The organism is Ruegeria sp. HKCCD6119 (assembly GCF_013110585.1).
Lineage (GTDB): Bacteria > Pseudomonadota > Alphaproteobacteria > Rhodobacterales > Rhodobacteraceae > Ruegeria.
On the sequence record NZ_WVQV01000004.1, the window covers coordinates 32,230 to 44,281 of the forward strand.

Annotated in this window: 11 protein-coding genes; all 11 read right to left on the reverse strand. The window is 60.4% G+C overall.

The genetic code is table 11. The features are described 5' to 3' along the window. Positions 1 to 76: 76 nt before the first annotated feature. On the reverse strand, positions 77 to 973 hold the full coding sequence (locus tag GS611_RS11790; protein WP_171635866.1) for an FAD:protein FMN transferase: 897 nt from the start codon (positions 971 to 973) through the stop codon (positions 77 to 79). Next, the gene (locus tag GS611_RS11795) at positions 970 to 1,485 is read right to left on the reverse strand and encodes a nitrous oxide reductase accessory protein NosL (RefSeq protein WP_171635868.1); all 516 of its coding nucleotides are present in this window, start codon (positions 1,483 to 1,485) and stop codon (positions 970 to 972) included. The genes GS611_RS11790 and GS611_RS11795 overlap by 4 nt, the downstream gene beginning before the upstream one ends. Continuing rightward, a complete protein-coding gene (locus GS611_RS11800; protein ID WP_171635870.1) occupies positions 1,482 to 2,303 on the reverse strand; it encodes an ABC transporter permease in 822 nt (273 codons plus the stop codon). The genes GS611_RS11795 and GS611_RS11800 overlap by 4 nt, the downstream gene beginning before the upstream one ends. After that, the gene (locus GS611_RS11805) at positions 2,300 to 3,193 is read right to left on the reverse strand and encodes an ABC transporter ATP-binding protein (RefSeq protein WP_171635872.1); all 894 of its coding nucleotides are present in this window, start codon (positions 3,191 to 3,193) and stop codon (positions 2,300 to 2,302) included. The genes GS611_RS11800 and GS611_RS11805 overlap by 4 nt, the downstream gene beginning before the upstream one ends. Continuing rightward, positions 3,183 to 4,439: a nitrous oxide reductase family maturation protein NosD gene (locus GS611_RS11810; RefSeq protein WP_171635875.1), complete on the reverse strand. Its 1,257-nt coding sequence runs from the start codon at positions 4,437 to 4,439 to the stop codon at positions 3,183 to 3,185. The genes GS611_RS11805 and GS611_RS11810 overlap by 11 nt, the downstream gene beginning before the upstream one ends. 3 nt (positions 4,440 to 4,442) lie before the next feature. Further along, positions 4,443 to 6,350 carry a TAT-dependent nitrous-oxide reductase gene (gene nosZ, locus GS611_RS11815; RefSeq protein ID WP_171635877.1) on the reverse strand — a complete coding sequence of 636 codons (1,908 nt, stop codon included), beginning with the start codon at positions 6,348 to 6,350 and terminating at the stop codon, positions 4,443 to 4,445. A 14-nt stretch (positions 6,351 to 6,364) separates the two neighbouring features. Next, positions 6,365 to 8,488 (reverse strand): NosR/NirI family protein, encoded by a 2,124-nt coding sequence (locus GS611_RS11820; protein ID WP_216598275.1) that lies wholly within the window; start codon positions 8,486 to 8,488, stop codon positions 6,365 to 6,367. Positions 8,489 to 8,532: 44 nt separating this feature from the next. Beyond that, a complete protein-coding gene (locus GS611_RS11825) occupies positions 8,533 to 8,997 on the reverse strand; it encodes a DUF2946 family protein (protein WP_216598265.1) in 465 nt (154 codons plus the stop codon). Between the two features lie 89 nt (positions 8,998 to 9,086). Next, the gene (locus GS611_RS11830) at positions 9,087 to 9,350 is read right to left on the reverse strand and encodes a hypothetical protein (protein ID WP_171169778.1); all 264 of its coding nucleotides are present in this window, start codon (positions 9,348 to 9,350) and stop codon (positions 9,087 to 9,089) included. Continuing rightward, a complete protein-coding gene (locus tag GS611_RS11835; protein WP_171635881.1) occupies positions 9,307 to 10,860 on the reverse strand; it encodes a nitrite reductase in 1,554 nt (517 codons plus the stop codon). The genes GS611_RS11830 and GS611_RS11835 overlap by 44 nt, the downstream gene beginning before the upstream one ends. Further along, positions 10,835 to 12,049: a heme d1 biosynthesis radical SAM protein NirJ gene (nirJ, locus tag GS611_RS11840; protein WP_171635883.1), complete on the reverse strand. Its 1,215-nt coding sequence runs from the start codon at positions 12,047 to 12,049 to the stop codon at positions 10,835 to 10,837. The genes GS611_RS11835 and nirJ overlap by 26 nt, the downstream gene beginning before the upstream one ends. Between the last annotated feature and the right edge of the window lie 3 nt (positions 12,050 to 12,052).

Consider the following 12,052-nt stretch of genomic DNA (forward strand, 5'->3'; position numbering starts at 1 on the left):
CTTCAGCAGCGCACGAATTGACCTATATCATACTTTTTCGGATTTTTTTGTTCAGTCTGAGATTTGTAATTCTTCATTAAACGTTTAAATCGATACGGGCGTCGGGGAAGAACGCTAGGATCTCTTTGGCTCTGTCGGCGGATGCCGCGCAAAGCGCAGTGGACAACCCATCCGCAATTGCCGCTTTCGGGGAAGAAACCGAAACGGTCCTGTCGTGGTTTGAAGGCCCATCCAAGGTAATGATGTGCCCGACGCCTTGGCCGAGCTGAGTCGCCAGCGTTGAAGATGTCGCCACTGCCCGATCGCTCAATTCAATCCGCTTCAGAACCGTTTGGTCCGGCGCCGCCAATCCAACTTTCCATGGCGCACCGTCACCACGTGCACCCAGGGCGGCAACCTCTCCCATATTGACCAGAACATCACGCAGACCATAAGCACGCAGCAGGTCGGCGATCCGGTCGGTGATCGCGCCCTGCGCTATACCGTTCAACGTCAGCGCCGATTTTCCGGGCACCGGAAGGCGAATGGCCGAGGCGTCGAAAATTACCTTTTCCCAGCCTATTGCCTGTTGAACTTCAATCAGATCGTCCGGGCGCGCGCCCGCAGCCAATGCCGCCCACACGGGTTGAATGCTTGGATCAAATGCGCCACCCGATGCCTGATGCAGCGCTGTGCTGAGGCTTAGCACCTTCAACAATTCAGGAGCGGGCGCCGTCAGCACTCCATCGCGGTTCAACCGGCTGAGCTGCGATTGCGGACGATACAGGCTGAAGATGTCTTCCAGCCGGGCAATCTCGGTCTCCATGGCGGCCATGATGGGTGCAGCTTCGGCGTCCGTCAGACCCACAAGGCGCAGGCTGGCGGTGGTACCCAGCGCGGTCCCGTGCCAGCGCGCGTCCGAGGCCGCAAGTGGTGTGGCCGCAGCACAAGCGGCTGAGATGATCAGAAATCGGCGGCGCGACAAGGCGGTCATACGGGGGTCTCCAACGACAGTTCAAGATCGACAGGGCCAAGCACTTCGGTGTCCGGAATGTCCGGCAGGCCCAGTGCCGTTCCGCCGTAAATCTCAATGAATGCCTGTGCATCGGCAGGATCGGCAAAAGGCACCACTTCGCGCGCACCCATGCCACCTGCCACATTGGCGCCGACAACAAAGGTCGCGCCATCCGCGGCGATCCAGTTCGAGATACCCGGCTGCCGCCAGCTTGGCGCAATACCCATGTCGCTGACATAGACGGCTGTGATGTCGGCATCACGTTCAGGGCTTTTGAGGTATGCCACCATGTCGCGCACCTGCGCAAAAAACAACGGTGCGGGATATCCTTCCAGATGGATCTGCCCCTTGGGGCCGCCATGTTCGGCGATGTTCATCTGGCAGAAATGGCTCAGCGCGTCCGGGGTCAGATCCACCGGATCGGGGGCCTCGGCCAGGTCTTCCTTGCAGGCTGCCAACGCGACCAGCGCGATCAAGGCGAGACGGTTCATGGCTCGACCCTCCGGAATGCGAGGCGGGCGAGGGCGAAGCTCAGCACCGGCCAGATCAGCAGGGAGACGGGTGCAGCCCAGACCGGCAGGGCCTGCGCCGCTCCGGTCATGCCGGATGCCATGGCAACGCCCTCAGTCGCCGCGATGTTCCACAGACGGAACGCGTCGGCCGGGTTGGCGACCATCACCCAGGGAAAGACGGATTGGGTGAAGCTGCCGCCCTTGTCCATGACGACAGCCCCCAACAGGCCCAGATCATAGAGGACGACAAAAACCAACCAGAGCCCGGCCGACAGACCTGCCGCCGCCGTGGCGCCCCTCGCCAAAGCGGACAGCAGGTATCCAAGCGCCAGAAACACGGCGCCCAGAAGGATGGATGTGAGGATGAGGCGGACCAACGCCATCAGGCTTTCCGGTCCGGCACCGCCAAAGAAGGCCGCCACCGCGCCAGCGGTACCGAAACCGACCGTCATGGCAAAGGCCAGCGCGGCCAGATGGGCGCAGAACTTGCCCAACAGGATTTCTCCGCGCCCCGCAGGGTAGGACAACAGCAGCGACAGGCTGCCCCGGTCCACGTCTCCGGCGATGGCGTCGAACGAGATCATCAGCGCCAGAAGGGGCGCGAGGTAAACCGAAAGCGTGGTCATCGACGCAACCGAAACGGTCAGCATGTCAACGCCCAGCGTTCCGGTTGGCGCACTGCCCGCAAAGGTCAGCGCCAAGGCGAACAGCACCATGATCAGCGTTGCGACCAGCAGCCAGCGGTTGCGGCGCAGGATCAGCATTTCTGTGCGGGTGATGGCGAGGAAGCGGGTCATTGCAAATCCTCCTGTGCGTAGTGGCGATAGAGGTCTTCCAGCTTGGGCGGGGTCATTTCCACATCCGCCACCGCATCGCCCAACCCGGCGATCCGGCGCAGGGCCTCCATTTTGTCTTCGGGTGAGCAGAGCAATTCAACAGATGCCCCATTGATCCGGCTGCCGCCCAGTTCAGCGGCCAGCACATCTGGATTGGCGCTGGCGCGTACCTTCAGGCGGATCGGTAGACCGGCCAGAGCCGACAGATTGTTCAGGGTGTCGTCGGCGACCATCCGACCCTTGCGCATGATGGCGATCCGGTCGGTGCGGGCCTCGACCTCGGTCAGCGCGTGTGAGGCAATCAGAACGGCGGCGCCTTGGGCAGCCAGTTCGTCGATGATGGCGTACAGGTCCTGCCGAGAAATCGGGTCCAATCCGCTCGTCGGCTCATCCAGCAAGGCTACTTTCGGTTGGCCCAGCAACACCTGCGCCAGTCCCAGACGTTGCCGCATGCCTTTGGAATAGGTTCCGATCCGACGGTCCAAAGCGTCACTCAGGCCGACACGATCCAGCAAACCGGGCACATCGGCTTTTGCGCCTGAAAGCTGCGCAAACAGGGTCAACTGCTCACGCCCGGTTAGCGCGGGATGAAACGACACCGCTTCGGGCAGATACGCTGTTTCGCGCCGGGCCTGAGCACTACCGGGGGTGGCGTCTCCGATCCGAATGGCTCCGCCATGGATCGGCGTCAGGCCGAGGATGGATTTGATCAGGGTCGACTTGCCCGCGCCGTTATGGCCCAGCAGCGCAACGCGCTGGCCGGGGGCAAGGGACAGGGTGATATCGTCAAGAACGCGGGTTTTTCCTCGGTCCTTGAGAACATGGTCGATTGACAGGGCCTTATCCGTCATGAGGCACCTTTTTCATAGCTGGGGGTTCAGGGGCTTGCATCAATGGGTTGCTGTCCATCACGCCGCCCGGCAACAGGGCCGGGAAGGCGGATTGCGACCAGCGCACCAGTTGCACGGCGGGGGAGCCGAGCAGTAATTTGGCTGCGGGTTGGGTCCACAGCACATGGTCCATCGAGTCGTTTGGCCGATACGGGGCATCGGCGATGCCGTTGCCATCCACGTCATAGGCGGCAAAATCGGACCAGTAGTTGCCGCGCCCGTCTTCGGACCACTCGACCCATTTGGTCGAGACGTATTTCACCTGTGTCCGGTTCCCGATGAAGGAATTGCCAACGATGCGGTTGCGTTCGCTGCCGGCGGTAAAGTGGATGCCGATGCCGCATCCCTGGAACCAGTTGTCGGTGAATTCGTTCTTGTTGGAGTTATAAAGGAAGGTGCACTTTTCCTTGGCACCGATCACCACGTTTCCGGTGATCTGACTCTTGTTGGCATAATTCAGCATCACGCCATGTTCACGGTCACCGATCGAGACGTTGTCTGCGACCTTCACATTGGTCGTGAACATCACCGCATAGCCCAGATCGTTGCCGATCGAGACATTGTCGCTGACCACCGAATTGTCGGCATACATGTAATGCACGGCAAAGCGCAGATCGCGGAACAGGTTGCCGGTAAAGGTGTTCTTCTTGGACGAGTTCACGAAGATCCCGTCGCGCCCATAGCGGATGTGATTGTCCTCAACCCGCGCACCGGGCGCATTCCAGACATAGACGCCATTGCCACGGTCATTCATCCGCTGGTCCTGACGCCCTTCGATCCGGTTGCCACGCACGATGCTGTCCTTGGCACCATGAATGTCGATACCGTAAAGATTGCCCAGCAGTTCATTGTCTTCGATCACCGGCGCGCGGGCCGTCTTGGTCAGCTGGATGCCACTGTCGATCCCGTCATGGCTTGAACCCGAGCCGATCACTGTCAGGCCGCGCACGGTCACGCCCGGGCCGGTCACGGTGATGACGCTGCCGGTGCCTTGCCCGTCAATGGTGGCCTGTCCCAGCCCGTCGATGGTGACGGGCCGGTCCAGAATCAGATGTTCGGCATAAACACCGGGGCTCAGGCGGAGGGTATCTCCGTCCGCCGCCTGAGCCAGTATTTCATTGATGGCCCCCGCCCGGTTGGGCACATCCCAGTCCGCCGCCCAAAGGGGCGAGCCGAGCAGGAGCGGTATGAGCAGGGGCCAGCGCATGGGTCAGGCTCCTTGCGGTTCGACCAGCATCCGGCCGCGCATTTCCATGTGCAGCGCATGGCAGAACCACTGGCAATAGAACCAGTGCACGCCCGGACGGTCGGCGGTGAAGGTGACCGAGGCGGTTGCCATCGGTGCGACTTCCATCGCGATTCCGTAGTTGCCCAGGCAGAAGCCATGGGTCACGTCGTCCACGTCATCGAGGTTGGTGATGTAAACTGTCACCTCGTCGCCCTGTTTGACGGTGAACTTCTCGAGGCTGAAGGTCGGTGCCTGCGAGGTCATGTAGACCCGCACCTTGTTGCCGTCCCGGATCGGTTCTTCCGCACCTTCTTCCAGATCGATGCCATCGGCTTCGGCCTGTTTGCGGGCGTCTTCCCAGGTAACGTCGTTGCGATCCCAGACGTTGACCGGGTTCACGATGTCGCTGCGAACGATGATCGAGTCGTGCGGCTCGGCAAAGGTCGGGCCGTCGTGCACCACTTTCATCTCATCCGACGAAATGTCGATCAGCTGTTCGTTCTCGGGTTTCAGAGGACCCACGTTCAGGAAGCGGTCTTTCGAGAACTTGTTCATCGAAATCAGCCACTTGCCGTCGGCATCCTTGGTCTCACCCATGGAAGTCGAGTTGTGACCCGGCTGATAATGCACGTCAACCTTCGAGATGATCGGGTCCACGTCCTCGCCATTGTAGGCGCGGATGGCCTTGTCGATGTTCCACTTCACGATCTGGCTGTCCAGGAACAGCGTGGTGAAGGCGTTGCCCTGACCATCATAGGCGGTGTGAAGCGGGCCAAGACCCAGCTGAGGCTCACCCACGATGCAGGACCGCGGATCGGCATCGCTTTCGAACAGCGCGTCCAGCTTGGTCACATCCATGATCGACACGGTCGGTGACAGCTTGCCGTTGATGCAGACATGCTTGCCATCCGGCGCGGTGTTGATGCCGTGCGGCGAGTTCGGGATCGGGATGTAGCGGGTGTACTTCTTGTTCTGACCCTTCCGGCCGTCCAGAACCTTGACGCCTTTCAGCTCCTGATAGTCGCCGGCTTCGATGCCTTTTTCGATTTCCGCGAGGTTGAAAACAACAACATGGTCCAGTTCGTTCTCGGTCATCTCGGCCAGGTTCATACCCATTTCCGAGTTGTACGAGGTCGAATAGGCGTATTTGCCCTGATAGTCGCAGTCGGTGTTGTCGAGGTTGCCCGACACGATCACCTGCCACGCCACTTCCATGGTATCGCCGTCCAGCGCGGTGAAGATGTTCACGTATTGCGACGGATCGTCCAGCACGCTGCCATCGTTGACCAGCGGTGTTTCATCTTCACCATTGGCAAAGACATAGCCGGTGCGCGGGAATTTCTGCGGACGCAGACCGTGGATCGCCTTGGCGTTCGGGATCTCGGTGATCTTGTCGCATTTCATCACGTCACAGCGGACACGCGCGACGCGGGTGTTGGCCTTGTCGTTCATGAACAGATAGCGGCCGTCATAGGTGCCGTCGGTGAACGACATGTGCGGGTGGTGAAGGTCGCCGTTGTCATAGGTTTTCATGCCGCGCTTGGCGAGAAACTCCTTGGTTTCAGGCAGCAACCCTTCGGTCATGATCTTCAGTGACTCGTTGGTCTGACCCCAGCCCGTGGCCGAGCAGCGGTTGAACACCGGCACCCGCATCAGCTCGCGCATGGATGGGAAGCCCAGAATGCGCAGCTCGCCGGTCTGACCCGAGGACCAGAAACCGTAATACTCGTCCAGTTCGCCCGGTTCGAGATTGGCATTGGCCGCGGCGCTCGCCTGTTTCGCGGTCATCAGGGTCGAGCCCAGACCGGTCCCGGCCAGCACGGCACCGGTTGCTGTTGCACCCAGCATCCCACGGCGTGTGACGGTTAGTTTGTTGTCATGTTCCGACATGTTCGTTCCTCCTTTTAGGAAACGGATTGCGGTTTGGCGTTCGGATGGTTCGCCGGTGGTTGTCCGAGTGGGGTCTTCATCTGGACCGACCCTGTCTTGGCCCGCCGTTTCAGCTGGCGGATAACGACAGGACATTTGTCCTCGGACTGGTAGAGCACCTGACAATGCAGGCAGGTGACGCACTCGTTCGGATTTATCTCACCGGTGGGGTGGATCGCCTGAACGGGGCATTCATTGGCGCAGGTCTGACAGGGCGTGCCGCAATCCTTGTAGCGGCGCAGCCAGTCGAACATGCGAATTCGGGCAGGGATCGCCAGTGCGCCGCCCAGCGGGCAGAGATAGCGGCAATAGAACCGTTCAATGAACAGCCCGATCCCCAGCAGGACCAGCGCAAAGGCCACGAAAGGCCAATCGCGCATGAATTTCAGAATGATCGCCGTTTTGAACGGCTCGACCTCGGCATATTTCTCGGCCAGCGGGATCGATACGAAACTCAGGCCAAAAAGACCCAGAAAGATCATGTATTTCGCGGGCCACAGGCGTTCGTTCAGACCCCAGGGCAAAGTCCATTGCGGCACTTTGAACGCCCGCGCGATCTTGTTGGTCAATTCCTGCAACGCGCCGAACGGACACAGCCATCCGCAATAGGCCCCGCGACCCCAGAACAACAGCGCGGCGGCGACGGCGAACCATTGAATGAACACCAGCGGGTCCAGCAGGAACGCATCCCACGAGAATCCTGTGCGCAGGCTGCCTGCCAGTGCCATCAGGTTCACCACGCTCAGCTGCGCGTTGGCGTACCAGCCGATGAAGAACAGGGTCATTGTCAGGTAACCGATGCGGAACCAGTAGAAGACCCGCGCATTCATCGTCGCGTGGAACTGGAAGAAGAACGTCGCGGTCAGGACCAGCAGCATGACGCCGAGAACGGCGATTTCAACAGTGCGATCCTTCCAGATGCGCTGCCACAGGGCAGCCTTGGCGGCGGCTTCGCCGGTCGCATCCTCGACAACCTTAGATGCTGCGACGGGCAGCAGGTAACGGTCGGGCAGTTTGTAACCCAGATCGAATGTCAGAAAGGTTTTCTCAACGGCACCCACGGCTCGCTGTACCAGCAGTTGCAGGCGGAACGGCTCGGTCGGGTCGAACTCGGCATCGGCGGGGATCTTGAAGATGTCCAGCTCTGTGAAACTGGGCGCATCCGGGGCTGCAACCTTGCCAAGGCGTACTTGCTGTTTGTCGAAGAACCGGACCGAGTTGTCGCCCTGGATCAACTGGATCCGATCGAAAATTCCGCCGCGTACATAGCCTGACCCCTTGAAACTGTAGGCACCGCGCCCCAGCACCAGAATGGCCTGTTCGCCCTCGTCCAACCAGTTCACAAGGTTCTGGTACTCGGCGTCGCCCAGCAGTGACTTGCCGATCGACGGAACCGAGACAAGCGCCATATGCATGTCGATGAACGTGTCATCCGGTTCGCCCGGTTCGGGCCGCTTGATCGCGCGCTGGTCTCCGGTGGCCTCGAAGGCGGCATTGACCTGCCCGACATCCAGCGTCAGCCGACGGATCGAGCCGTCGCCCGAAAGAGTCGACCAGTCATGGACCGCATTCTGCGCCATATCGACTTCGCGCTTTGGCCCGTCGGCCTGCAACGGTGACAGGCCGCCCAGACCTAATGCACGCGCCACCTTGATACCGCCACGCACAAGGCTGTCGTCGATCACCATGATCGTGACCGTCGCGCCCGAAATGATGTCGAGGTCGTGCCCCTCACCCCCGGTTTCGGCTTCAACCTTAAGGTCAAGGCCCGCATAGCCTTCGGTCAATTCAACCATGCGGGAATTGGGGATGCCGATCAGCACGATGGGTTCCGAGTGCTTGACCAGTTGCACTCCGGTCAACACCGCGTCGTTGTCGATGGCGGCAACGACGTGGATCGGTTTGCCGGAATAACCCGTCGTGCCAACAAAGTCCGAGGTCAGGAATGCCCAGGCAATGATCTCGCCGCCCTTCAGGACGGGGGCGACCTTGACGTCATCGCGCACCGGGCCAAAGGCATCGGCGCCGGGGGCCAGATCGGCAGGTTCGATGTCGGGCAGGAAACTGGCCAGGCTGTCGGCATGGGCGCTGATCGCCATCAGGCAGGACAGAGTGAAAGCCAGCAGGAAATGGATTGCGCGACTTACGACCACGGCGCACCTCCGGTTGCTAGGGTGGACGCCACGGACGCGCGCAGGGCGCGTTCAGATTCTTCTTGGGTCGCGAACGGGGGGCCTCGGGTTTCGGGCCACAGTCGCCTTGAGTTGTACAAAATGCACAGATCCCCGATTGCAGCGGGTACTGTCCGTACATTTTCGGATTGCATCAGCAGCGGCAGATCCGGCAGTGGGGCTGCCGTTTTCACCGCGCACAGCGCGCAATCGGCGCATTTCGGGCAAGGCGCGGTCGGGTCATCAGTGCCTTCCTCAAGGTCCACTTCAACCCAGACCGCCCCTGCCTCCGAGCAGATCTCGATCCACATGCTGTCCCCGGGACTCGCCAGCACCGGGCCAAGCATCTGCAAAAGCAACAGGAAAATACCCACCAAACCGCACACCGCGCGGGACACGCGATCAAACAGGCTATGCGGGGGGCGGACGGTAGGCATTGAGAATCCAGCTCGGCGTTCTTTTCTGAAACTTAGGGGATTCTTTCAGGCGGAAACTTGACTTAGGTCAGGTGCCTGAAAATTTGCACCTACCCGTCGGCCTCATCCATCAATCCACGCAGCCACCGACCGGCAAGCCATGCCGCAGGAATACCCAGTGGAATCGACCAGAGGATTGCAGGCACCGGTTCGATTGCGCCGAACCCGACGCTGTGCAGGATAAGCCCGAGCAAAAACAGGTTGATGGCCACGGTCAACGCCGTGGCCGGATACAGCAGAATGGCCAGTTTCCAAACTGGCCATTTCCCCTCAGTGGCTGGTTCCTTCCGAGAAGGTGATCTTGTTCCAGACATTGTATTTCCCCGAAGGTTTGCGCATCGGCAGGCGGCGGATTTCCTCCAGCGTCTGCGCGTCATAGACGATCACCGCGCCGTCATCTTCCCAGATTGAAACCAGCGCGTGGCTGCCATCTCTGGTGAACTCGACATGGGCCACGGTCTTGCCCGGTGCAGGGCGCAGGGTCTTTACGATTTCAAGGCTTTGCTTGTCGATGACGTGCATCGCGTCCTTGTTGGGGCCAAAGAAAACATCGGCCCAGACATAAGGCGAATTCTCATGGCTGCGCATGAAGAACCCGGGCCCTTCGGTCTTGATCCGTTTGACGGTTTCCCAGCTTTCCATGTCGATCACCGACACGGCGCCGTCTGTCAGGTGCGGCGTAGCCATCACGGTCGTATCGCCGTGTTTCCATGTGATCCCCGAGCCCAGATGCGGCATTCCGGGCAAATCCAGATCGGCCACCTTGTGCCCGATCACCAGATCAATCACTTGCCCGCCCTTGCCATCGCGGGACGCCCCCATGACATATTCATAACTCTGGTCGAAAAAGAAATCGTCCAGATAGTCAGCTGTGGTGATCTTGCGCACAGGGAATGGATCAGGGTTCTTGAACTGGCCTTCGATGCGGAAATCATGACCAAGCCCGGATTGCGGGGGGTTGGCGCCGTAGAATACTTCCCAAATCTCGGGCACATCCTTCAGCGCCAGAACAAAGCTTTCCCGCGGAGGGGCCTGGTAGACCGCAGAGACGCGGCTGGGCAGGCCCTTCTTGCTTTTGACCTCGATGACCTTTGCGACGGAAAGGTCTTCGGTGGACAACACCGTCAGGCTGTTGGGCAGGTAGTTCGCCACGGCCACCCATTTGCCATCGCCCGACATGGCGATGTTGCGGCTGTTCAGGCCGGCACGCACGCGGCCCACCTGTTTCAGCGCCCAAATGTCGTACTTCTGGACCCAGCCATCGCGCGACATGATGAAGACATACCGCCCATCCGGGCTGAACTTGGGGCCGCCATGCACGGCGAAAGGGGTTTCGAACCGGTCCAAAACCTCGAACGTGTCGCCGTCCAGAACGCTGACATGGTGATCGCCGGTTTCCACAACCAAGGTGATGTTCATCGGGTCGCTGTCCCAGACGGGCGCATCCACCGGCACATATTCCTCGTCCAGCGTCCGGCTGGCCAATATCTGGGCCTCGCCCCATTCGGGGTCGGATTCCAACGGCGACTTCAACCAACCGGCCAGCTCTTCGATTTGCAGAGCATCCAGCTCGTGCGAGAAGGCCGGCATTTGTGTCGCCGCGCGCCCTTCCGCGATTACCGCAGCGACCCGGGGACCCCGCATGCGTTTGAGCGTTTCAGGGATCAGCGCGGGGCCAACCCCGCCCAGACGGTTCTCGCCGTGGCATGAGGCGCAATGTTCGGCGTAATCCGATTGGGCATCCGCCCAGGCGGTGCCCGCCAGCAACACCGAGCACAACGTACCGAATGTGAGTGTCTTAAAAGAACTGATGCGCCGGATCATGGCTTTTCCCCCGAAACGGTGTGACCTGAAGGCGTTCCCCTGCGTCATCCACACCGATTTCCTGGTTGGACAGGTAACAGGCCGGATCCTCGGCCCACGGATCACCGGTCAATTGCAGGGCGCGGATGCGGGTATTGCCGCCGCACACGTCCTTGAGTTCGCAGGCTCCGCAGCGCCCCTTCAGCGGGCGTGGGCGGGTGCGGAGCATGGCAAGCATCGGATCATCGCCGGTCCAGAGTTCGGAAAACGATTTGGTCTTTACGTTGCCCACCGTGTAGTCAGACCAGTAAGTGTCCGGATGGACCCGGCCGAGATTGTCGATATTGGCAACGCCCAAGCCACTTGAGTTTCCACCCCACGCAGCCAGGTGCGCGCGCACATGTGCAGCCTTTTCGGCGTCGAAATGCGTGCGAATCCAGTTCAGGAAATATCCGGCATCAGCGTCGTTGTTCCCGGTCACGATATCCAGCGGACGGCCGCCCGATGCGGCTTCCCAGGCGCGTTCCAGCAACAGATCCAGGCCTTTGCGCGTGCGCTGATGCGCGGCATCTTCGCCCCGGTTCTTGTCGCCGCGCCCCGCATAGACAAGATGCGACAGGTAGAATTTGTCGACACCTTCATCATCACAAAGGCTCAGCAAGTCAGGCAAGTGATGTTGCGTGCCTTCGGTCAGGCAGAACCGCAGGCCAACCTTGATGCCGCGCTTTTTACACTCTCGCACGCCGCGCAGGGCGTCCGCAAAAGCGCCCTCGACGCCACGAAACCAGTCATTCGTCGCTCCGATCCCGTCCAGCGAAATGCCGACATAGTTGAAGCCCACATCCGCGATCATATCGGCGGTTTCGTCGTAAATCCGGGTTCCGTTGGTCGACAAGGCCAGCATTGGCACCAGATCACGGGCGCGTTTTGCAATGTCGAAGAAATCGAACCGGTCCAGCGGTTCCCCACCCGAGAGGATCAGGGCCGGGACGCGAAACTGGCCCAGATCCTCAAGGGTTACCATGGCTTGCTCATGGCTGAGCTCACCTGGGAACGCGACATCCGCCGAGACGGTGTAGCAATGGCGGCACTTCAGGTTGCAGCGCCGCGTCAAGTTCCAGATCACAACCGGCTTTACCGGACCGGGGCGCCGTTTTCGCACCGGTGTCGGCTTGACCAGCTGATGCATGTATTCGGTCAGGCGGAACATGTT

What these genes read in the sequence shown, in the direction of transcription:
- GS611_RS11790 (WP_171635866.1), bottom strand. Translation starts at nt 973, where the DNA reads ATGACCGCCTTGTCGCGCCGCCGATTTCTGATCATCTCAGCCGCTTGT.
- GS611_RS11795 (WP_171635868.1), bottom strand. Translation starts at nt 1,485, where the DNA reads ATGAACCGTCTCGCCTTGATCGCGCTGGTCGCGTTGGCAGCCTGCAAG.
- GS611_RS11800 (WP_171635870.1), bottom strand. Translation starts at nt 2,303, where the DNA reads ATGACCCGCTTCCTCGCCATCACCCGCACAGAAATGCTGATCCTGCGC.
- GS611_RS11805 (WP_171635872.1), bottom strand. Translation starts at nt 3,193, where the DNA reads ATGACGGATAAGGCCCTGTCAATCGACCATGTTCTCAAGGACCGAGGA.
- GS611_RS11810 (WP_171635875.1), bottom strand. Translation starts at nt 4,439, where the DNA reads ATGCGCTGGCCCCTGCTCATACCGCTCCTGCTCGGCTCGCCCCTTTGG.
- nosZ (WP_171635877.1), bottom strand. Translation starts at nt 6,350, where the DNA reads ATGTCGGAACATGACAACAAACTAACCGTCACACGCCGTGGGATGCTG.
- GS611_RS11820 (WP_216598275.1), bottom strand. Translation starts at nt 8,488, where the DNA reads ATGGCGATCAGCGCCCATGCCGACAGCCTGGCCAGTTTCCTGCCCGAC.
- GS611_RS11825 (WP_216598265.1), bottom strand. Translation starts at nt 8,997, where the DNA reads ATGCCTACCGTCCGCCCCCCGCATAGCCTGTTTGATCGCGTGTCCCGC.
- GS611_RS11830 (WP_171169778.1), bottom strand. Translation starts at nt 9,350, where the DNA reads ATGTCTGGAACAAGATCACCTTCTCGGAAGGAACCAGCCACTGAGGGG.
- GS611_RS11835 (WP_171635881.1), bottom strand. Translation starts at nt 10,860, where the DNA reads ATGATCCGGCGCATCAGTTCTTTTAAGACACTCACATTCGGTACGTTG.
- nirJ (WP_171635883.1), bottom strand. Translation starts at nt 12,049, where the DNA reads ATGTTCCGCCTGACCGAATACATGCATCAGCTGGTCAAGCCGACACCG.